Below are 23,927 nucleotides of genomic sequence, written 5' to 3'. Positions count from 1 at the left end.
AGTAAAACTTTGCGTCTTAGCGACTTTGCGAGATTAATTTTAAACACATAGAAACATAGATTTTTTCTTTTTATAAAAAAGGCATTTAAAAAAAACTAGTTTTTCACACATAGCTTCACGCAAAATCTATGATTATTTATGTAAGTGAAACGCCTTTTTACGTTCCTAAAAGCTATGTTTCTATGTGTTTAAATTTATTTTTTCAAACGTTTATTTAATTGATAATCGTACAAAGAAGGAATCTTCTCAATTGGCGTATTCAAAAATTCAATATAGGGATCAATGTCGTATTTGATTTCAAATTTCGTATTTCCTTGAACACCAATGATTCTGGCTAAAGCGCCATCTTTCATTCCGTACAATAAAACTGGTTTTGATAGATCTGGATTTTCAACCTGAACATTCAGATTCCAAAACGTGCTGAAAGGACCGTGAGAAGGTTTCCAATAATCGGCTCCGCCTCCGCCAAATAAGGCGTAACTATTGTTTTTGTCGGCTTTTATGTGTACAGTAATATTATCAAATAAATTTTGATGATTGGCTCCTGAATGCTGATCTAGAAGTGGGTCAGTAAATATCTCGCAGTTTTGATACACATTTTTAGTTGCAAAAGTGTTGAAACTTAAAGGATGGACGGCAGAATTATAGATTTTGAGATTCTTAACCAAAATATTGTGCACGCCGCCTAAAGTTACGGTGTAATGCGATAAATGCGGTCCATCGGTTGTAATATCTTGAATGGTAACGTTAGCAACTTCTTCGGCTAAAATTCCGCTGTCGGCATTGGTGATTTTCACATCTTTAACCCAACTGTTGAAAAGACGAGTTAAGAAGATACCATTATTGCCAGGTTCTACGTGATGCGCGACTCTTGGAATATCAGGAAACGTAAAACGAAGATGCTCGATACCGACTTCGTTTAAATGTTTCCACTCAACCAATTGCGCCTGATAACTTGGCTTAATTGAAATGGTTAAAGGTGTTTTTAAAGTAATTTTTGAACCCGAAATTTTAGTGATTTCAACCTGCTGTCTCACAATGGGAAGTTTTGGAAATTTCCAATGATGCGAACCAGGTTTTACTTTTGCTCCTTGATATAAATCGTTGATGATTTCGCCATTTTCGCCATCTTTATTAAAAAGCTGCAATTCTACAACATCGCCGACTTTTAAACCTTTTATGTCAGAAACCGTAATAATATGTTCGCCCATTTTCCCCGAACTGACTTTCGCCAGCGGATTAGATTCTGGTTCGTATTTATCCAAATAGGATTTTACACGTTCGCCTGGAACCTGTGTCCAGATAAAACCTCCAGACCAAGCGTATTGCGAGAAAGGCAAATCGATATTGTTTTCAGGTTCGCGCTGTCTTTTGTCAAAAGTGGTTAAATATTCGCGAAGTTCAGCCAAAACATCAGAATCTTTAAGATACATCATCGGTCTTGGGCAGTAGATTTCAGTTCCGTTTTCGTTAGAACCTGTACCGCGAAGCACAAAATTGCTTCTTTCAATATAGAGTATTTCACTTAAGATAATGCGTCCAGCTGGCAATTGCAGAATGACATTTCCCTCAGCAGCATTCGCGGCTTTAAAGGCTTTTAAAAGCGCTTTTGAATCGTCTAAATCGTCATTTGCTTTTACGCCAAAATCAACTGCATTGATGACTTTTCCATTAGGTTCAGGAATCTGGCTTTCGCCGAAGTGATATCCTGCATAACTAAAATCTGGAAGATAATTGGTTTTTGAAGTAATAATTTTAGGTATTTCCTGTGCCAGTAAAGTGTTTATAAAAAAGCCACAGGATATAAGAATGGCTTGGCGAATCATGGTTTTGTGGTTTTTGTGGTTAGTTAGTTTTTTTGTTTTGCCACGAAGGCGCTAAGGCACGATTTTTTTTTAGCCACAGATTAAAAGGATTAAAAGGATTTTTTTTCACGCAGATTTGGCAGATTATAGCAGATTTTATTATGTATAAATTATCTGCGTTCATCTGCTTAAATCTTTTTAAATCTGCGTGAAACAAAAAAATAAAAAACTTTGCGTCTTAGCGCCTTAATGGCAAACAAAATTATAAAGATCGTTTGATCCCTAATTCAAGTCCGCGTAGTTCTGCTAAGCCTCTTAAACGGCCAATTGCAGAATACCCCGGATTTGTTTTTTTCTTCAAATCATCCAGCATTTGATGTCCGTGATCTGGGCGCATTGGTAGTTGAGTATTATTTCTTTTTTCAACTTCCAAAATGGCTTTTACAACTTCGTACATATCTACATCGCCTTCCAAATGATTTGCTTCGTAAAAACTTCCTTCTTCATCGCGCTGCGTGCTTCTTAAATGAATAAAATTCATTTTGTCGCCATGGCGTCTCACAATTCCAGGCAAATCATTATCGGCTCGAACACCATAAGAACCTGTACACATTGTAAATCCGTTTGATGGAGAAGGAGCGGCGTTCATTAATTCCATCAAATCTTCTTCGGTACTTACGACTCTTGGTAGACCTAAAATTGGGTAAGGAGGATCGTCTGGATGGATAGCCATCAAAACGCCTTTACTCTCAGCAACCGGAATAATTTCTTTCAGAAAATGAAAAAGATTATTCTTTAAAGCCTGTCTGTCAATATGATTATAAGCACTTAATGTTACTAGAAAATCTTCAACAGAATAAGCTTCTTCAGCCCCTGGAAGTCCAGCCAGAATGTTCTGCTGTAATTTTACTTTATCTTCGGCAGTCATGGCTTCAAAATAGCTTTTTGCTTTTTGTTTTTGTTCTTCAGAGTATTCGTTTTCTGCACCTGGTCTTTTTAAAATAAACAATTCAAAAGCAGCAAAAGCATTAATGTCAAAACGTAAAGCTTTTGATCCGTCTTCAACTGTATACGATAAATCGGTTCTTGACCAGTCTAAAACAGGCATAAAGTTGTAACAAACACATTTGATACCGCACAAAGCCAGATTGCGAATGCTTTCTTTATAATTTTCAATATATTGAAGATAATTTCCAATCTGTTTTTTAATGTCTTCATGGACCGGAATACTTTCTACAACCGACCAAGTTAACCCAGAAGCACCTTTTTTAGGATCACCGTTTTCGTGTTCGATTTCAACTTTTCGCTTAATGATCTCGTCAATACTCCAAACTTCTCCATTTGGAATGTGGTGTAATGCCGTTACAATTCCGGTTGCTCCGGTTTGTTTGATATCTTGTAAAGAAACAGGGTCATTTGGTCCGAACCATCTTAATGTTTGTTCCATTTTGTATTATGTTGTTTTGTGAATTAGTTTTTAAATACTCGTTGCAGCAAATCCGCCGTCAACTTTTAAGATAGTTCCAGTAACAAATTTTGACATATCGCTGCATAAAAATAAAAGCGCACCGTCAATATCTTCTGGAGTTCCAAATCTTCCCATTGGCGTATGATCGATAATTTTTTCACCTCTTGGAGTCAGTTTTCCTTCTGGAGTCAGTAATAAAGCGCGGTTTTGTTCGCCAATAAAGAACCCAGGAGAAATAGCATTTACACGAAGTCCTTCTCCATATTTTTGAGCCAGTTCCACTGCCATCCATTGTGTAAAATTGTCGATTGCCGCTTTTGAAGCAGAATAACCTACAACTCTTGTTAAAGGTCTTTGTGCCGAAGCCGATGAAATATTGATGATGTTTCCTGATTTCTGTTTCGCAAAAAGTTCGGCAAAAACCTGAGTTGGAAGCATTGTTCCGATAATATTTAAATCAATAACTTTTTGCAGATCATCGCTTTTCATATCATAAACCGCTTGATCAGGCTGAATGGTTGCGCCCGGCATATTTCCTCCGGCAGCATTAATTAGAATATCGAGACGTCCGTATCTTTCAACAATAAAATCTTTGGCTTTTTCTATTTCTTCTTTATTTAAAACATTCGCCTGAACTGCAAAACCTTGTCCGCCGTTTGCTTCTATGGCTTTTACTGTGTTTTCGGCTTTTTCCAATGATTGCGAAACGATTCCGACAATTACACCTTGTTGTGCCAAGGTATTTGCAAATCTGCTTCCTAGAACTCCAGCACCACCTGTTATTAAGGCAATTTTTCCTTGTAGATTGAATATTGAATCCATTTTAATTTTTAATTTTCAATACTTTAAATTCCAAATTCCAATTTGGAAATAAAGCACATTTTTGTATAATTAATTTTTACTTTTTTGATTTATTTAGCCCCATCAGTTCATATTGAGTTTGGAATTTGGGTTTTCAAATTTGGAATTTAACTTTTGATTGTTTCAATCAATTCCAAAACCCTTTTGGTTTCTTTTTCGATTGTCTCGTAAGCACCATATTCCATTACTTCTTTGCTAATTAATTTGCTTCCCATTCCCACAGCAGACACACCAGCGTTAAACCAAGTTTCGATATTTTGTTTAGTAGTATCAACACCTCCAGTTGGCATAAAAATTAAGTTTGGAAAAACATCTTTGATGGCACTCATAAAATCTGGACCTAAAATGTTTCCGGGGAAAAGTTTAATGAATTTTACTCCAGCATTTTCAGCAGCAATAATTTCAGTTGGCGTCATGCAGCCTGGAGCGTATAAAACTTCTTTAGAAATTAAAAACGAAGCAATTTCAGGAACAAATCCTGGGCTTATAAAAAAGTCGGCTCCAGTTAAATAATACGTTTCTGCTTGTGCTAAATTTTTGATGGTTCCAATTCCTAAAAGCATTCCTGGCATTTCAGCGTTTCTTACTTCAACCATTTTTTTGAAATTAGAAAGCGCTTCTGGACCGCGGCTTGTATATTCTACTGCTCTAATTCCAGAGTTATAAAGTGTTCTTAAAATCGTGATGCTTTTGCTTTCCTCTGCATTAAAATACAATGGAAGCATTCCTTGTTTTACAATGACATCAATCGAATTCTGAATAGTGCTCATGACTTATATTTTTACTTTAATAACGATTTTTTTCAGTGTTCCTTCACCAATCATTGCGGTATGAACATCTTCTGGAAAAAGAATGGCGAATTGTTTTTCCTGCATTTCAAAAAAAGTATCTGGTGCATCATGGAAAAATCGAACATCTCTTTCATCGCTGTAGTCGCCATTCGGATTCACACATTTTTCTCTTGGCTTCCATGCAAAAGTTTCGGGTCCTTTAATCGAAATTTGAATATCGATGTTTTTATCATGGCATTCAAATCCTTTTACGGCTTCTTCTTTTGTATTTCCTTGTCCAACAATTACAATTAGTTTTAAACCTTCTCCAATTTCAAAAGCACCTTCTTCTAGATTGGCAATGTCATTTTGATTTACATAATCAAAAGCTTTTTTGAAATTTGGATGCAGACCGTAGTATTTTGGTGCATTTTGTAATGAGTCTAGTATCATTTTAATTGATTATTATTTTTATTTTTCAGTGTTATATGTATATTTGCGTGTACGCACACGGTGTTGTACAAATGTATGCAAAAAGTGATGTAAAACAACTTATTTTTAATAAAATAAATTAATTTTACCCGACTGCTTTTATTTTTTTAACTTAAAAAGAATCAATATCATAACAATTAAAAAAATTGCCGAACTAGCTAATATTTCTGCCGGAACCGTCGACAGGATTATACACAAACGCGGACAAGTAGCGCAGGAAACCGTAGATAAGGTGAATGCAATAATTGAAGAGTTTGGTTATACCCGAAATATTTTGGCAAGTAATCTGGCACTGAATAAAAAGTTTCATTTTGCAGTTTTTCTTCCAAAATCGGAAACTTTGGAATATTGGAAAAGTCAGACGGACGGAATAGAAAAAGCAGCTTTGGAATTCAGTAAATTCGGAATAGTATTGGATTATTTTTTCTACGATTATAATTTGGCATCGTTTAAAGAATCGGCTCAAAAAGTATTGGAATTTGATTGCGATGGTTTGTTGTTTGCACCAATTTTTTACGAAGATTCTGTTCAGTTTTTAAAGGAATATGAAAAAAAAAATATTCCGATTGTGATGATCGATTCGAATATTTCTGAAGAAAACGAACATGCTTATGTAGGGCAAGATGCTTTTCAGAGCGGATATTTAGCTGGAAGATTAATTAGTTTTGCGGTGAAAAATGAGCGACAAGTTTTAATTTTTAAGATTACTAGAGAAATCGAAAGCACTTCTGTGTATCAGCAGCGTATAAAAGGTTTCTATTCGTATTTTCAAGACCATGATGAATTGACCAATTTTAAATTTTCTGAATTTACCTTAAAAGATTCCGGAATCGATCAATTGAGTTTAGAAATGTTTTCGGGTGTAAACAGCGTTTTTGTACCCAATTCTCGAGCGTATATTGTTGCCGAGTTTTTAGAAAAAAACAATATAAAAGGTGTTCGAATTATTGGTTTTGATTTGCTGAAAGAGAATATCGAATATTTAAACAAAGGCGTAATTGATTTTTTAATCAATCAAAGACCCGAAGATCAAGGTTATATGGGTATTAATTATTTGTATAAGAAATTGGTTCTGCAAGAAGAGACGGAGCGAACGCATTATATTCCGTTAGAAATTATTTTGAAGGAGAATTATTTTCCTGTTAAGCGATAGTTTTTTTGCCGCTACGGCACTAAGTTTTTTTAGTTTTACCTTTTAATCTCGCAAAGTCGCAGAGACGCAAAGTTTTTTGTTTCACGCAGATTTAAAAAGATTTAGGCAGATTTGTTTTAAATTAAAATCTAAATTAAATCTGCTATAATCAGCAAAATCTGCGTGAAATAAAATCATTTTAATCCTTTAATCTGTGGCCTAAAAACTTTCGTGTCCTAGCGCTTTAGTGGCAAAAATAATTATTTCTTCACCTTCACAATCAAAGGATTATTAATCTTGTCAGCAAAAGAGCTCAAATATTTTTCCCATTCCTGTTTAGTCTGAAACGGACTTCCTTTTTTCCATCCAAAGCCAACATAATAAATAGCTTTATTGTTCTTAACAGCAATATTTCCGTACAGATTACTTAGATCTTTTTCGTCTGTTACATGATTGTCAAAACTGATTAAATTGCCTTCTGGAACAACCAATCCTGTGCCAATTTCAGAATCATCGATTGGCTCCCAATAACTTAGCCAGCCTTCTTTTACATTTGTTCCGATTGTTCCTTTTTTATCATGAAGTGTTAATCCGGCAGCAATTTGCTTGGTTCTCGTAATATTGATTTCAAAGCGAGAAAGCTGACTTCCGTAATCTAAACTAATTAATTTCGATTCCGTTATTTTATTGCCTTTTGCATCCCAATCGGCATAGGTCAGAATAAAACTCGTTCTGATAGGCCCTGTTGTAATGGTTTTCCAGCTGATGAAATTTTTAGAGAAATAATATTTTCCATCAACATTTACAGCAATTCCGCCCACACCACGGCTATCACCTACGTGAAAGTTGTCTAAACCTTCGCCGGTATCTTTATGATACGTTCCAGTTCCGTTTGTGGCTTTTTCATACCATTTATTAATGATTGGATAATCTACTCTTTTTAGCCAAGCATCGATTCCGCTGGTTAGAGTACCTCCAGGAATTTTATCTTCAACCATTTTTTGAGCCACTGGCCCGTAAGTTCTAAAAGCTACTTTATTGTTTTCCCACGCATAGTCATCTGTACGTTCTGGAACAAAACGAGAATAACAGCTAACTACTTTTGAAGCATTTGGATTTGTTCCAACTAATACTTCAAAATCCTGTTTAGAAGCAGCTTTGATTTTTGGCTGAAAAAGCAAAACATCTGCATTTCCGTCGCCATCATTATCTATGGTTTGAGTTTTTAAGAAGGTATTACTGCTAATGTCTTTTACAGCATAGTTTTCAAGTTTCGAATCGGCATTTAATCCAAGTGACTTTTTAGTCAATTCGATGGTTTCAAATTCTCTGTCAACTTTTAAAGAGTTGGAAATTGTGATGATTTTATTCTGAGAAAAAGCAGCAAAATTGGCTGTCAGAATGGTTATGATAAAAAGATGTTTTTTCAAAATTTTGAGGGTTTATTATTTTTTAAAATTAGGTTTGATAGAATTATAAAAGTACAAATCAAAACTTAAACAAAAATACAGAATAGGAGTAATTCTGTACAGAATGCTGAAAATGAACAGAAAAGCTTTGAAAGAGAAAATAGATTATTTTTTCGTAATTTACATTTCCTGATTTTGATTTCAGGTGAATTTATAAATAAATGAAAATCAACAGAAATGGTTAAATGCATAATTTTCGATTGTGACGGAGTATTGGTCGATACTGAGAAAATCGGTAACGGAATATTGTTGTCAATGGCGCAAGAACATGGATTCGAAATGGAATTGGAAGATGCGTATCGATATTTTAATGGCCGAAATCTAAAAGATTGCTTCAGACATATTGAAGAAGCAATCGATCAGAAACTTCCAGAAAATTTTGAAACAGAATATCGCGAAAAGAGTTTTGAAGCTTTTAAAACTCAGGTAAAACCAATGGAAGGAATTGTTGATTTTATCGAAAATATCGAAAAATTAAAAATTCCATATTGCGTTGCCTCTAGCGGACCAGTAGATAAAATTCGTTTGAATCTTGAAGTGGCTGGGTTACTCGATAGATTCGAAGATAGAATATTCAGTTCGTATCAAGTTGGGAGTTGGAAACCGGAACCAGGAATATTTCTTCACGCTGCTGCAGTAATGGGTTTTGAGGTAAAAGAATGCATTGTTTTAGAAGACAGTAAAGCTGGTGTAAGAGCAGGAGTAAGCGGAGGATTTAAAGTTTATGGTTTTGCCAATGGTTTCAATAATGATGATTTAGAAGATGAAGGAGCAGAGCTTTTTAACTCATATGAAGAATTAAGTGAAAAGCTTGGAGTTTAAGGTTTGTTTTGTTTCAAGTTTCAGGTTTCAAGTTAAACCCGACAGGTTTTTAAAACCTGTCGGGTTTATTTGTACGAAGGCAGATTCTTAAGAACTTTGTCAAAGTTCAAAACTTTGACAAAGTTTAATTATCTAATTGGCAAATTTTCTAATTATCAAATTCTCTTATTAAAATGTAATTTGTTGCATTAAAATAAATTTTTATATATTTGAGTTTCGACATTCTCTTTTTTGATTTGGTAATATTGAATAATTGTTATTGCTACATTTAAAAAGAAATGTTTTTTGTCCTAAAAAATGATTATTCCCAAAGGATCTTTTTTAGGAAGTGATTTCCCAAAGTCACTGCATTAACCTACAGACGCAAACAGAATGATGAAATTTAAAACTAGAATTTTACTTCTATTCCTATTATTTTCTCCAATTATCCATTCCCAAATTAAAAAGATTGGAGTTCCCTTTATAGCCAATTATAGCCCGAAGACCTATAAAGCTGCATCAGAAAATTGGGATGTTTTGCAAGATTCCAAAGGCATGATGTTTTTTGCCAATCATTTTGGTGTTATGCAATTCGACGGTGTGCGTTGGGCTATTGTGACACAGCCAGAAAACCGAAGCATGGTGCGGTCGATGACAATTGATAAAAGCGATAAAATGTATGTGGGTGCGCAAGGTGATTTCGGGTTTGTGATTCAGCTTCCAAATGGGCAATATCAATATACTTCTTTAGTAAAACTGCTTCCTAAATCGGCTCGAAATTTTGGTGATGTACTTCATACGGTCATTCGAAATAATGAAGTTATTTTTTTCTCTTACGAAAGGATTTTTATTTACAAAAACAATACAATCAAGGTAATTAATGCCAAAACCTCTTTTGATGATTTCTTCGAAGTGGGAAAAGAAATCTATGTTACAAACAATGAAAAAGGATTATTAAAGCTGAAAGGAAATGATTTAATTCCAGTTGAAAATAGCCAGCAGTTTGTTGGATTGCAGGTTCGAAAGATTTTTCAAACCCAAAATGGACTTTTAGTATTAACTCAAAAAAATGGTCTTTTTATCTTCGATGGAGAACAGATTAGACCATTTATAACGGAAGTTGATCCTTTATTAAAACAAAATCAGATTTCGGCAGGAATTGAACTTTCGGACGGTTATTTAGGAATCGGAACCCGTCAATCGGGGTTGATAGTTATTGATAGTGAAGGACATTTGATTCAGCATATTGACAAACAAATGGGACTTCAAAACGAATATGTTACCAATTTTAAAATCGATGCGGAAGGCAATCTTTGGGTCACGCTCAAAGGCGGAATTTCATTAATTCAGATTTCATCTCCTTTATCCAAAATTATTGACGGTACAAATTCTGAAACCAAAATTTACTGCAGTCAGATTTACCAGAATAAATTGTATATCGGCACAGATAATGGCGTATTTTGGCTCGATTGGGAAGCTTATAAAAGTGGAAAAAGAGAAAATGTAACGTTTCAGTATGTTTCTGGAATGTCTGAAAATGTTTGGAATATTGGTGTTTTTGGCAATTCGTTGTTAGCATTTGAAAAAAATGGCATATTTGAAATCAGTAGAAATTCCGCGAAAGCGTTAGCCAAAATTGATGGTGCTTGGCAAGGAATCCTAATCCCGAATCATCCTGATTTGCTTCTTGTTGGCGGTTATACTGGATTGTATCTTTTAAAACAAATAAACGGTTCGTGGGTTTTTCAGCATCGAATAAAAGGGTTTGAAGAAAGCAGTAGAATAATGGAAACCGATAAACAAGGAAACATTTGGATTGCGCACGGCTACAAAGGAATTTATAAATTGAAATTTAATGCAGTATATGATTCGGTTATTGATATTCAGTTTTATAATGATAAAAATGGATTTCCGTCGAGTTTGTTTTTGAATACCTTTAAAATCGATAATCAGATTTTGTTTGGAACCACAAAAGGCGTTTACAGACAAGATGTATCTTCAAAAAAAATGATTCCAGATCCTGTTTTCAAGAAATATCTGGGATTAGAAAATCATATCCGATTATTAAAACCAGATCAGCAGGATAATATATGGTACATTTCTGGTGAAAATACAGGAAAAATGAGCAAACAGAAAAACGGAAGTTTCAAGACAGAAGAACTTCCCTTTCGAAAACTTCGATACCTATATGTTCCTGGATTTGAAAATATACAGACGACAAAAAGCGGTGATGTGTTTTTTGGAACGCAAGAAGGTTTGATTCATTATAGTGCCATTAAAAACAAAAAATATCAAACGAAATATAAAGCGGTTATTTCAGAGGTAAAATGCATTTTTCCGAAAGATAGTCTGTTGTTTTCTAGCCGTTATGATGTTCTTCCAAATAAAACGGGATCGGTAAAAGATAAACTTTCAACCGTATTAGCGTATTCTAACAATGCGCTTCATTTTTCTTTTGCATCACTTTGTTTTGAAGACGCCGATGCAACAAAATATGAATATTGGTTGGAGGGTTTTGAGCCAACGTGGTCAGATTATAGTGTGCAAACAGAAAAGGAATATACCAATTTGCCTGAAAACGAATATGTTTTTCATGTAAGGGCAAAAAACGTGTATGATGTGGTCAGCGAAGAAGCTGTTTTTCGATTTGAAGTTTTACCGCCTTGGTACAGAACTTTTTGGGCATACTTATTTTATTTTACGCTTTATAGTATTGTAATTTATTTAATTGTGAGATATCAGAAATCTGTTGCTGAGCGTCAACGCCGTCAATTAATAGAGAATCAGGAAAGAGAATTGCTTCGAAGCCGTGCAGAACTTAACGAACAGAAACTGACATTCGAACAACAGAATATGGCTATTGTGCGAGAGAATCTCGAAACGACAATAAATCTTAAAAATGCTAAAGTAGCTTCAAATACAGTCAATTTGATTCATTTAAATGAAATTCTACTTTCTATTAAAGAATTGATCGGACAGATTGATAAGAAGAATGATCCGAATGTAAATTTCAGCCTGCTGACGAAAATCAATAAATTGATTGACCACGAATTGCAGGGAGACAAACATTGGAATGAATTTGAAGAAATCTTTAATCAATTGCATGATAATTTTATGCAGCGATTAAAATCGAGTTATCCAGAATTGACTCCGCGCGATATGCGATTGTGTGCGTATTTGCGAATGAACTTCAATACAAAAGAAATTGCTCCGCTTTTAGGAATTTCTGTTCGTGGTGTTGAAGATACCCGTTATCGCATTCGTAAAAAATTGCAGCTTCCATCAGATACAAACATCACCGAATTTATTCTCAATTTTTAATTTTTCTCATTTAAGTGAAATTTTAAGTGATTTTATGCATTTCATCGATGATTTGTTACATTTCTTCGATAGTACCGTAGTCAAACCGTACTCAAAAATGTAAGTCTTGCCTGATTTTTTAGTTAATATTGCTTTGTTATTGTCGGAAAATACAAACTATTTTTTTTAAATGGTTTTTATTGAAGAAATAACATTTACTAACTAAAACCTATTTAAAATGAAGCAAAAAGACTTTTTTTTCGGCCGACCACCGAAAAGTAATTCCTATTTATTAAAACAATTTTGTGTGGCAGTTTTATTTCTACTGCTGCCATTTCTTAAAACTCAAGCCCAATGTAATACATTGGTCTGGTCTGATGAATTTAATGGCACTACGGTAGATTTGACCAAATGGCAAAGCATTTCAGGAAATGGCTGTCCGTCGCTCTGCGGATTTGGAAATGCCGAGGCACAGCGCTATGATCCGAATCAGGCGACAATTGTAAAAGAAGGTGCAAACAGTTATTTGAACATTCAGGCAAAGTATGAGCCGAGCGCTTCATTCCCAGATCAGCCGTATGCTTCTTCAAAATTAACTACAGAAGGAAAATATTCTCTAAAATATGGAAGGGTTGAAGCCCGTATGAAGTTATCTAACGGACAAGGCGCGTGGCCCGCTTTTTGGATGCTTCCTGTAAACGGAAACTGGCCGTTTACCGGTGAAATTGATATTATGGAAGCCAAACACAGAAATCCGCAATCTGTAGACGGAACGATTCATTATGATGGAAACGGATATCATTTTACGGGTAGAAGCTATAGTTCTCCAACAGATTTATCTTCAGATTTTCACGTTTATGCGGTAGAATGGGGACCAAATTTTATCAAATGGTTTGTTGATGATGTTTTATTTCATACAGCAACTCCAAATACGACCGTTAATGGCGGATGGCCTTTTAACGATAGTCAGTTTTATATCATTTTAAACCTTGCTGTTGGTAGCGCAGGAACGCCTTATACCAGTGTAAATGGAGCGGGAGTAGCGCCAGTTCCAGGTGATTTCCCAGCAAAATTACAAGTCGATTATGTTCGTGTTTACGATGGGAGTTTTAAATATGCGGTAGCAGGAGATAACAAAGTTTACCAAAATGAAACTAGTAAAACCTATTCTGTAAATGCAATTGCGGGGGCGACCTATAACTGGACAGTTCCAGCAGGCGCAACAATTGCATCAGGGCAGGGAACAAATTCGATTACTGTAAATTGGGGAACTTCTGGAGGAGATGTTTCTGTAGCTGCAACGGTTTCTGGCTGTAATGTCAATACTTACAAACTTGCCGTTACAACCGAACCAGCATTGCCAGTAGAAAAAATACATGAAGATTTCCAGAGTAATCGAAATGTATTGTATCCTGTAAAAACGGGAGTTTTGACAGAAGCTGTCGCGAATCCTTCGGCCACAGGAATTAACACTTCTGCTTTGGTTGGAAAATACGTTCGAAATTCAAGTGAATTGTACGATGTTTTGAATATTAGAAACGTAATCATTACCAATGCGAACGATTATGTGTACGGAAGAAAAAGACTTTCGTTTGATATTTATACTTCGGCTCCTGTTGGAACAAAAATTTCGATGCAATTGGAAAATAGCAATGTAACAACTGCAACCAATTATCCGTCAGGAAGACATAGTGGTTTTAAAGCGACGACAACAGTTCAGAACAAATGGGAAACGATTGAATTTGAATTTGAAAAAGTAATCGATCCAAATACGAGCGCATTAGCGATTAATAATGTTGTAATTCTTTTTGAATCGAATTCTAATTCTGGAGCGACATATTATTTTGATAATCTGCTAACAAAAGCAGCGCCAGAAAAACCAATTATTGCCACAGATGTTCTGCAAAACTATGATGGAGCAAATAAAATCATAAAAGGAACGACAACGGGAACGTATTCTGTTGTGGCAAATCCGGGTTCGAATGCTGTTAACTCATCTGCAAATGTAGCGAAGTACGTTCGAAATGCATCTGAGCAATATGATGTACTTTTTTTTAATACACAAACTTCAATTGAAGATGCAGGATTATTCAAAAGTCAGACCAATAAAATTATGATTGATGTTTATACAACGGCGCCAATTGGTACGGTTGTAAGCATGAATTTTGAAAATAGTGCGACTTCGCTTCCAGCCAATTATCCGACAGGAAGAAATAGTAGTTACGTAGCCATTACAACCAAACAAAACCAATGGGAAACATTAACTTTCTACTATAATTCCAGTCCGGATGCTGGAACTTCGAATCTGGCAGTGAATCAAATGGTTTTATTGTTCAATTCGGGTTCGTACACAAGCGATACATATTATTTTGATAATATTAGAATTGGATCGACTAAGCTTCCAGATACTTTTACGCCTGGCGTAGTGTATGAAGATTATCAAACGATTCACAATATTACGTTTAGAGATGCTATTGGAACGTATACAGCAAACACAGCAAATCCAAATGCAAGCGGAATCAATACTTCTTCTAATGTTGGAAAATACGTTCGTAAATCAACGGAGTTGTATGATAATTTCTCGTTCAACACGACTTTAAACAACATAGGTGATTTTAAAGCGGGAACAAAAAAGTTTGCAATGGATGTTTACACTTCTGCGCCAGTTGGATCAATTATTTCATGGCAAGCAGAAAGTAGTGCTTCAGTTCCGTCCAATTATCCTGTTGGAAGACACAGTATTTATCAGGGAGTGGTAAAACAGAGCAACGCTTGGCATACTATTACTTTTACGTATGTAAGCACGCCAGACGCTTCAACTCCAGATAATGATGTCAACCGTTTTGTTTTCTTGTTTGAACCGGGAACTAATTCTGGAAATACCTATTATTTTGATAATCTGAGAGCTTTAAATTTAGCCTCTACAGAAACTCCAAATGTGAATTTAGCTTTGGCTAAAACAGCAACGGCTTCGACATTAGAAAATGCGACTTTTACTGCAAACCAAGCAACAGATGGAGATGGAGGTACAAGATGGGCGAGTTCTTTTGCCAATGCAACCGAATGGATTTATGTGGATTTAGGAAGCAATTATACACTTAACAGAGTAGTTTTAAAATGGGAAGCTGCTTATGCAACTCAATATAAAATACAGCTTTCAACTGACAATGTTTTTACAGAAAATGAAACCATCAGTACACAAACGGCAAGCGATGGCGGAACGGATGATTTAGCGGTAAGCGGAACAGGAAGATATCTTCGCATTTTATGTACAGCAAAAGCTTTGGCTCCTTACGGATATTCATTGTATGAAATTGAAGCTTACGGATCTTCTTCAACGGCTAGAATGGCTTTGAATGTTGCCGAAGAACCTCAGGAAGAAGAAACTGTTTTTGCAGTTTATCCAAATCCGACAACAAACTATGTTCAAGTTTCATCTCCTGAAAACTTAGACAATAAAGTGATCACGATCTATGATAACTCTGGAACTTTGATTTTACAGAATAAACCTCAAGGGAATGAAAGTGTAATTGACGTGAGTAAACTTCGCAGAGGAATCTATATTTTAAACTTCAAATCAGATCAAAAGAGTTGGAGTAAGAAGTTAATTAAGAAATAATTTTTAAATCCGTTGGGTGCAATTCAAGGAGGGCAGACCAGTTGCACCTGGCGGAATTATTTAGTCATTTTCAAATGACTTTAGTTTTAGAATCTAATTATTATGTAACCCCAAAATTATTTAGATATGAATAAAATTAGACTTCAAAGATTTTCTTTTTTGATGACGCTTTTTTTAGTGTTTTCAAGCCTAATGCATGCTCAAGGGCCTGTACCGTTTACGATTAGTAATAATTCGACATTTGCAGACAGCGACCTATATGTTGCCATTGTAGGAATCGATTATACTACAGGAAATCACGTTTGGGTCAATGCCAAGACAAGTCAGGTTTTGCCCATGAATGCTTCTTATAATACAGTTACAGGACCCACTTATGGAGGAAACACAGGACCGGGACAAAACTCAAAATATGCCGCATGTTTTACAAAACTGAGCGAAATTCCAAACAAAACTTTCACTTTGCCATTAATTGCAGGATGTAGAGTTTTTATTTCTAAAGGCTCACAATTGTACTTTTACTTTTTTGGAGCAAGCGGAGCGCCTTCGGGATATGCATCTCCAAATCCGCAGAACGCAACAGATCCAAATCAGGGAATTTTGTATGAAATGATCGAATTGACCAATAATCAATATGGTTTCTTCGGAAATCCAACAAGAGTCGATTCATATAAATATCCAATGGGATTGGAATTGTTTGGTGCCAACGGATATCAAAAGAAGGTGGGAGACTTGAAAAAACATGCAGATATTGTTGCAGCTTTTAAAGCGAATGTTCCAGCAGAATTTCAAGGCTGTGTCAATGATGCAACTGGAGAAATTACCGCTCCTTCTAAAACAGCTGCTTATGCTGAAGGATCAGGACCATACGCTAATTATTTAAAATCATATATCGATGCGATTTGGAATAAATACAAAAATGAAGACTTGATCTTTTATGCAGGAGATGCGGGAGTTTTTAAAGGAAGAGTTATTGGAGAACAATTAGAAATGGTGGGACAATCTGGTGCTTTTGTCGGAAGAACTGGACGTGTTCAAAATAGGCCAACAACGCAAGAAGCACTTGAAGGAAAAGGTGTTTTGGACAGAAGATTGGTTGATGGAGATTTAGATCTTGTAATTCAGGCTCAGTTAACAGCAGCGATCAACCGACATGTGGTAAATACTACAACAGCAAATCCGGGACAGCAAAATTGGTACGATGCATCGAAATATTATCAAGTAAATCCAACCAATCATTATTCTAAATTCTGGCATTTACCAGGAATTAATATTGATAATTTGGCTTACGGATTTGCTTATGATGATGTTGCCGATCAGTCGCCATCGCTTCATTCACCATCTCCAACAAAAGTCATTGCTACATTTGGTGGTTATTATGGACTTACCACGCCTTCAGTTCCAGCTACAACAGATGTAATCACAGTTTATAAAGATTGTAACTACACAGGGTTCTCAGCAGGATTGACAATTGGAGATTACAATTTGACTCGTTTAAATTCTTTAGGAGTTTTAAATGATGATATTTCTTCGCTTAAAATTACTCCCGGTTATCAGGCGATTTTATATCAAGATGATAATTTTGGCGGAGCTTCAACTGTAATCAATTCTGATAATTCTTGTTTGAATACCACTTGGAATGATAAAGTAAGTTCAATCAGAATTATTGCAAACGGAACGACAACTTTAGGAAACCAGACTTTCTTTCTTCAAAACAGAAACAGCGGATTATATATGGATGTTTGGAATTCGAGTATGTCAAACGGAGCAGGAATCAATCAAGGCGCTTTGAATTCTGGAAACAATCAGAAATTTACTTTCACGCATTTAGGTGATGGATTGTATAAAATCATTGCGAACCACAGCGGAATGTCAATGGACATTAATAACTTCAATAAAGCAAATGGCGCAAGAGTAGAACAGTATCCATACAATGCTACCACAAATCAGCAGTTTATTTTGGTTGCAACAGGCGATGGCTATTATAAAATTGTGGCCCGTCATAGCGGAAGAATTGTTGAGGTGGCAGGAGCTAGTACCGCTTCTGGAGCAATTGTACAGCAATGGGATAACAACAATCAAACTTGCGGACAATGGAAATTGATTCCAGCTACAAGTTTACAAACTTCGGTATTGATTCAAGCAGAAGATTATTCAGCAATGAGCGGCATTCAAGTCGAAGCGACTACCGATACAGGCGGAGGTTCAAACGTTGGTTATACAGAAACAGGGGACTGGCTGACGTATAACAATATTAATTTCCCAACAACTGGTTCTTATTTAATTGAATATCGAGTAGCAAGCGGTGTTACGGGCGGAAGATTATCTTCTGATTTGAATGCTGGAGCTGTTGTTTTAGGAAATGTTGATATTCCGAATACGGGAGGTTGGCAAAATTGGCAAACCGTTTCGCAGACTGTAAATGTAAATGCAGGAACATATAATTTCGGAATCTACATTCAGAATACAGGAATGAATATCAATTGGATTAAAATTACAAAAGGAGCAGGAGGAACAGCAAGAATGGCTTCAGTTGAAACAGTTGAAGAACCAGCTGAAACTGTTTTAAATGTTTATCCAAGTCCAGTTGAAAATACGTTGTATGTAACAACAGATCTTTCTGGAGGAAGCGTAAAAATAGTCGATTCGCAAACAGGATCTACTGTAGCATCTCAAAAAATCAACAACAATAGTTTTGATGTTTCGCATCTAAGAAAAGGAATCTATTTTATAGTTTTTGAAAAAGATGGCAAACAAACGATCAAGCGATTCATAAAGAAATAGTTTTAGATTAAAGTGATTTTAGATTGCAGATTTTAGATTTTAGATTATTTTGAAATCACTTGTACACTATCCTAGTTGGGATTTGGCTTTGCCAAATCCCAATCTAAAATCTGCAATCTAAAATCTAAAATAGAAAGTACTCAAATAACCGTCCCAACATTTACGAGTTTATTAATCTATTAAAACAATTATTATGAAAAACAATTACAAAAGAATGCTGCAGAAATGCATGATTATTTTAGTGTTGGGTGTCTTTAATTTAGTTTCGGCCCAAAAGAAAGTAATAGCTTACGTTCCCAACTGGATCGACTTGAATGCTTTTTCGAGTACGATTCAGTACAGTAAATTAACGCATATTAATATTGCATTCGAAAATCCTGATGCCAATGGTTATCTAAGTTTTAATTCAGGAAGTAATGCAATAATAAATGCTGCACATGCTCAAAACGTAAAAGTTTTTGTATCGCTTGGAGGTGGTTCTGTTTCTGAAGGCGGACCAATTCGTGATAATTATTTCAATTTAATTACGCCCGCCAACAGAACGGCTTTCATTCAGAAAATTTACGATTATGTTGTAGCCCATAATTTTGACGGTGTAGACGTAGATCTAGAAGGTCCAGCAATTAATGGAGATTACGGCGGATTTGTGATTGCTTTGGCTAATAAATTGCATGCCAATGGCAAATTGATTTCAGCAGCGCTTTCAGAAGGATATGGTGGTGCCAATGTACCTTCATCTACTTTTGCAGCTTACGACTGGATCAATATCATGGCTTATGATGCAACTGGGCCTTGGGCACCAAATAATCCGGGACAGCATTCGCCTTACAGCATGGCGGTAAATCAGTTTAATTATTGGACAGGGAGAGGATTGCCAGCAAGTAAAGCTATCATTGGACTTCCGTTTTATGGTTACGGTTTTGGAGCCTCTGCTAATCAAGGAATTTCTTATGCGAATATTGTAGCGCAATATCCAGGAGCGGAGAATCTGGATCAGGTTGGAAATACGATTTATTATAACGGAATTCCAACTATCAAACAAAAAACGACTTTTGCGATTCAAAACGCAGGCGGAGTTATGATTTGGGAATTGTCTCAAGATGCAACAGGATCTAAATCTTTACTGACAGCCGTTAATCAGGTAATTACAGGAAGTAATCCTCCAGCAACTGGAACTACAATTCAGGCTGAAAATTATAATACGATGAGTGGTGTTCAAACCGAAGCAACAACCGATACAGGTGGTGGATTAAATGTTGGATATTGCGACACAGGCGACTGGATGGCTTATTACAATATTAATTTTCCAACTTCTGGTTCCTATCAAATAGAATATCGAGTAGCAAGTGCAGTTACGGGCGGAAGATTATCATCTGATTTAAATGCAGGAACTATTCAGCTTGGTGCTATAAATGTGCCAAATACAGGAGGATGGCAAAATTGGCAGACGATTACTCAAACCGTAAATGTAAATGCTGGAACGTATAATTTCGGGATATATGTTCAGAACACAGGTTTTAATATAAACTGGTTTAGAATTACAAAATCGGGTTCAACGGCTAAATCTGCTCCTGCAAGTTCAGAACAATCAATTGCGAGTTTAGAAATTTATCCGAATCCGACTGAAAGTCAGCTTTTCTTCAGCACAGAGGTTTCTGGCGGAAATGTAAATGTTATCAATACAGAAGGCGGTGCGACTGTTTTTTCTCAAACCGTAAATAATAACAGCATTGATGTTTCGACTTTAAAAACAGGAATTTATCTGATTTCGGTAGAGAAAAACGGAATAAAAACGGTAAGACGTTTTATTAAAAAATAATCATAACCCATTTGCCATAATGGTTTTAGATACATTAAATTTTAGGTTTTAATGTGATGAAAAGGGCTGTCTATTTGGACGGCCTTTTTTATGATGAAAGCTTTATGTTTAACCGCAAAGAACGCTAAGGTTTACGCAAAGAGCGCAAAGTTTTTTAAGACTAAATTTTATAAAATAAAAAAGTTCGCAAAGCTTTAAGTTTAGCTTTGCGAACTTTGCGTTTTTAATAGGTTTGCAGAGATAAAAACTTTGCGTGCTTTGCGGTTAAAAAAGAGAATCACTTCACATTCTTAATTTCACCATTTTTCAAATCAACTGTAAAATGATCTGCTGGAACTTCGTGCATAAATTTATTGAAGATGATTAGGAATAACTTCATCTGTTTTTGGAGCGGAGTATCTTTTGAAAGATCAGCTTTGGAACCTTCTAAAAATAAATCAGACAAAACTTTATATTCTTTTGCTCTTTGAATTCCAACATCAGCCAAAGCCAATTCATCTGCACTTCTAAAACGATAAAAATCTACTAGAAGATCATAACCCGTCCAATTAAAGTTTTCTTTTTTGAGTTTATTCTGAGTTAGGATTTTTTCCGATTTAGTTTCAGCTTCTTTCCATTGTTCTTGAAACTGCTCTTTATTTTTTAGAATAAAATCAAAATCTTGATCGGATTGCATATTGGCTAAAACCAGTAAATCTTTTGCAGAAACATTCAATATAAAATATTTGAAAGCAGAAGGCCAATCGTCTTTTAAGAAACGAAGTCGAACTAATTCTTTTAAATGAAAATCGGTAAAATCATGATAGTTTTTCGTTTTTAAAATATCAATATTCCAAATGTCTTGCATGTTCTGACTTTCCAAAAACTGATATTCCATTTTGTATAAATCAAAAAGTTCGTTGTACCTCGGAACATTGTCAATAGTAATGGTTTGAATATCTACGAGATTATCTTTTTTGAAACTCAATAATTTATAAGCAGGAATGTAGGCTGCAAGCGATGGAGTCTGAATGTTAACCAAAGTATTTCCTTTTGCTGAAGTTCGAACTCCCGTATCGTTGATATGCATATGGCCTCCAAAATGAATCTTCAATCCTGCATCTGCAAATACTTGTGCTACTTCTTCGACAGGAACTCGGTTTAATTGCCATTTGTTTGGACCAAGCAATTCTTTTATTTCTGCAGAAGCGTCATCATTAAAATCAATCATAGGGAAATGGCTGAAAGCGATTAAAGTTTTTCCTTGTTTTTTGGCTTCCGCCGAAATAGTTTCAACCCATTTTATAAGATGTTTTTTGTTCGAAAGCACATTATTGTAACCTGTACTGGCTTCGCTGTAATTCTTAGAATATTTTTCTGTAGAAGCATTTTTCTTCGGAATATAAACATTTCCATCAATGGCCATCAGCCAAAGTCCGTTGATAGGTTCTACGACATAACTAACATCTGGAACTTCATAACCAAGTGCTACTTCGTATACGCGATTTGCCAATTTGGCGCTTTCTAGAGCTTTTTCGAATGTATAATTCTTGCTTGAATAGGTAGAAAATGGTGTTGCCCAGAATTTGTATTTTTTATTTGGATGAAAACCAAAATCATGAAGCTGATCTGTAATTCCTAAATAACCCATTTTAGCAATATCGGCGGTAACAACTACTGGCTGTTCGGTGTTTAAATTGGGCTTATAAAGGCCGTCTTTGCTAAAAATGGGCTGACTTTTACCATCATTGCCTAAGAAATCTTCTTTTCCAGATTCTTGAGCAAATGGCCCAACCGGATCGTGATTTCCTGTGGTGATGAAGAATTCTATTCCGTACTTTTTGGTGTATTGTTCTAATATTTTGGCTAATCCGCGAACGTGAATTGGCTGTCCGTCATCGGTATAATCTCCAGGAAGTGCGACGTATTTGATTTTGCGCTTAGCGATATCTTCTAAAGCGGCTATAAAGGCGAAATAATTTTCATTGAATATTCGAGTAGAATGTAGCTGAGATGACATCGTTCGCACCAAAACATATTCTCCCGTTTTCGGATTTATAACGCCTTTATAATCTGAATCTGAAAATCTTCCGAATAAATCCTGTAGATGGACATCAGATAAAAATGCGATTTGTGTTCCGTTGAGGTTTTTTACTTTTTGTGCGGATGCTACGTTATTGAAAAAAACTAGGAGCGAGATTATGTATAATATTATAAATTTTGAATTCATAGGTTTTGTTTTTTTTACCGCAAAGAGCGCAAAGAGTTACGCAAAGTTCGCTAAGATTTTTAAGCATGATTTATAAAAATCGAAGAACACAAAGCTTTGCGAACTTTGCGTTTCTAAACGCAATCTTAAATAAAAAATCTTAGCGCTCTTTGCGGTTAAAATTATTATTATTTCAATTTTCAGGTTTCCCGTTCCAGAAATAACTTGAAACTTGAAACCTGAAACCTGAAACAAAAAAAAACTATTTTCCAGTAACAGGATTATTTCTAACATAACTTCCATCATCGTATTTAATTTGGTACGGTGAATTGAAGAAAGTGCTTGGAAGATAATAATCGGTTGTGATTATTTGTGCGCCTGATTTTTTAGCTGCTTCAAAATGCGAATAATCGTTGGCACGCGCTTCTTTGGTGTCAGAATCTGCTCTTGTTCTTATTAAATATCCTTTTTTAACTAAATCTTCAATCTGCGGATCTTCAGAATTATTTCTGAATAATGTTGCGGCTTCTGGTTTTCCGGGTTCGGCGTTAATGAAAACGGCGCGTCCCTTAAGGGACGGATGATTCAATGCGTACAAATCTCTTTTTGCGCCGTTATTATCTAATAGGAATAAAAATCGTCCTTTGGCTTCTTTTAAAGTTGGCCAGTTGTCATGCAAAACGGCTTCTTCGAGTGTTTTGTATTTTCCTCGCACCATATCTGGCGTAATCAATTTGTCTTTTCCTAATTCTTTTCGAATTACTTTATCCATTTCATCAAAAACGGATGCAGTGAAATCTTCTGGTTTTGTTCCGAAGAAATTAGCATCGCCGTCTTTTGGCTCTAAAGTGATAAAAACGGGAATATGATTTGGATTGGCATCAGACCATTTTTTTAGTTCCTGCAAACAGATTTCAAAAGTGTAGCAAGAAGTTTTAAAATCGATATCCGGCATGTGGAAAACTTTAAAACCCGGTTTTTTCATTAATCCATCTGGGTCGTAAGCTTCTTCAGATTTTGCGATATCTAAACCTTTCGGATGAGTATATTTTCCGCCTTTCGCGTCAGCAAAAATATCAATTTCCAGATTGCGTAGACCTTTGTTTAATTGATCTGTAATACTGATGTGAGTATATTGTAAACCCTTAAGCGAACGAGAAGTGTCTCGTGCCTGAATGGTATTGTATAAGTCCGTTTCGATCGCGTGACGGTAACTGTTATGCGATCCGATAACTTGAAGCTGGTTCATTTTCAGATTGTCGTTTTGGGCCTGAACGCTTAAAGCTCCTGCTAATAATAAAGTGAACAAAAATGGTTTCATAATTCTAAAATGTAATTGATACTGTTGATTGGGACGCATCAAAAGAAAATTGCATTTTTTGAAAGGGACTAAGTTAAAAGCTGCTATTGGTTTCTATGTTA

The 23,927-nt window shown here is 35.6% G+C and carries 14 protein-coding genes; 6 read left to right on the top strand and 8 right to left on the bottom strand.

The genetic code is table 11. The annotated features are described in order from the left end of the window. Positions 1 to 194: 194 nt before the first annotated feature. The 5 genes from QLQ95_RS23330 to QLQ95_RS23310 form a co-directional block, all read right to left on the bottom strand. Positions 195 to 1,826, bottom strand: a complete 1,632-nt coding sequence (locus QLQ95_RS23330) for a hypothetical protein (RefSeq protein ID WP_482501924.1) — start codon at positions 1,824 to 1,826, stop codon at positions 195 to 197. Between the two features lie 241 nt (positions 1,827 to 2,067). Further along, positions 2,068 to 3,252 (bottom strand): mannonate dehydratase, encoded by a 1,185-nt coding sequence (gene uxuA / locus QLQ95_RS23325; protein ID WP_095930748.1) that lies wholly within the window; start codon positions 3,250 to 3,252, stop codon positions 2,068 to 2,070. A gap of 30 nt (positions 3,253 to 3,282) precedes the next feature. Further along, positions 3,283 to 4,095 carry an SDR family oxidoreductase gene (locus QLQ95_RS23320; RefSeq protein WP_095930747.1) on the bottom strand — a complete coding sequence of 271 codons (813 nt, stop codon included), beginning with the start codon at positions 4,093 to 4,095 and terminating at the stop codon, positions 3,283 to 3,285. A 146-nt stretch (positions 4,096 to 4,241) separates the two neighbouring features. Further along, complete coding sequence (locus QLQ95_RS23315) at positions 4,242 to 4,904, bottom strand: bifunctional 4-hydroxy-2-oxoglutarate aldolase/2-dehydro-3-deoxy-phosphogluconate aldolase (RefSeq protein WP_095930746.1); 663 nt, start codon at positions 4,902 to 4,904, stop codon at positions 4,242 to 4,244. 3 nt (positions 4,905 to 4,907) lie between these two features. Further along, positions 4,908 to 5,357 (bottom strand): NanQ anomerase/TabA/YiaL family protein, encoded by a 450-nt coding sequence (locus QLQ95_RS23310; RefSeq protein ID WP_095930745.1) that lies wholly within the window; start codon positions 5,355 to 5,357, stop codon positions 4,908 to 4,910. 121 nt (positions 5,358 to 5,478) lie between these two features. Between QLQ95_RS23310 and QLQ95_RS23305 the strand changes: the two genes are divergently transcribed. Next, entirely contained in the window at positions 5,479 to 6,549 is a 1,071-nt protein-coding gene (locus tag QLQ95_RS23305; RefSeq protein WP_371611530.1) for a substrate-binding domain-containing protein, read from the top strand. Between the two features lie 239 nt (positions 6,550 to 6,788). On the opposite strand, the gene QLQ95_RS23300 is transcribed toward QLQ95_RS23305, so the two are convergent. Then, positions 6,789 to 7,958 (bottom strand): DUF4861 family protein, encoded by a 1,170-nt coding sequence (locus tag QLQ95_RS23300; protein WP_482501923.1) that lies wholly within the window; start codon positions 7,956 to 7,958, stop codon positions 6,789 to 6,791. A 216-nt stretch (positions 7,959 to 8,174) separates the two neighbouring features. On the opposite strand from QLQ95_RS23300, the gene QLQ95_RS23295 reads away from it, so the two are divergent. The 5 genes from QLQ95_RS23295 to QLQ95_RS23275 all read left to right on the top strand — a co-directional run bounded on the left by QLQ95_RS23295 (position 8,175) and on the right by QLQ95_RS23275 (position 20,317). Next, entirely contained in the window at positions 8,175 to 8,819 is a 645-nt protein-coding gene (locus tag QLQ95_RS23295; RefSeq protein WP_482501922.1) for an HAD family hydrolase, read from the top strand. A gap of 372 nt (positions 8,820 to 9,191) precedes the next feature. Further along, on the top strand, positions 9,192 to 12,119 hold the full coding sequence (locus QLQ95_RS23290) for a triple tyrosine motif-containing protein (protein ID WP_482501921.1): 2,928 nt from the start codon (positions 9,192 to 9,194) through the stop codon (positions 12,117 to 12,119). 286 nt (positions 12,120 to 12,405) lie between these two features. Beyond that, positions 12,406 to 15,717, top strand: a complete 3,312-nt coding sequence (locus QLQ95_RS23285; protein WP_482501920.1) for a family 16 glycosylhydrolase — start codon at positions 12,406 to 12,408, stop codon at positions 15,715 to 15,717. A 126-nt stretch (positions 15,718 to 15,843) separates the two neighbouring features. Further along, entirely contained in the window at positions 15,844 to 18,498 is a 2,655-nt protein-coding gene (locus QLQ95_RS23280; RefSeq protein WP_482501919.1) for a beta-1,3-glucanase family protein, read from the top strand. A gap of 193 nt (positions 18,499 to 18,691) precedes the next feature. Then, positions 18,692 to 20,317 carry a glycosyl hydrolase family 18 protein gene (locus tag QLQ95_RS23275; RefSeq protein WP_482501918.1) on the top strand — a complete coding sequence of 542 codons (1,626 nt, stop codon included), beginning with the start codon at positions 18,692 to 18,694 and terminating at the stop codon, positions 20,315 to 20,317. Positions 20,318 to 20,594: 277 nt separating this feature from the next. On the opposite strand, the gene QLQ95_RS23270 is transcribed toward QLQ95_RS23275, so the two are convergent. Beyond that, a complete protein-coding gene (locus QLQ95_RS23270; protein WP_482501917.1) occupies positions 20,595 to 22,526 on the bottom strand; it encodes a metallophosphoesterase in 1,932 nt (643 codons plus the stop codon). Positions 22,527 to 22,767: 241 nt separating this feature from the next. After that, entirely contained in the window at positions 22,768 to 23,826 is a 1,059-nt protein-coding gene (locus tag QLQ95_RS23265) for a phosphatidylinositol-specific phospholipase C1-like protein (RefSeq protein WP_320493770.1), read from the bottom strand. Between the last annotated feature and the right edge of the window lie 101 nt (positions 23,827 to 23,927).

The organism is Flavobacterium sp. B330r, assembly GCF_056824325.1.
The sequence above is the reverse complement of the archived record's forward strand: the minus strand, read 5'-3'. Positions and strand labels throughout refer to the sequence as shown.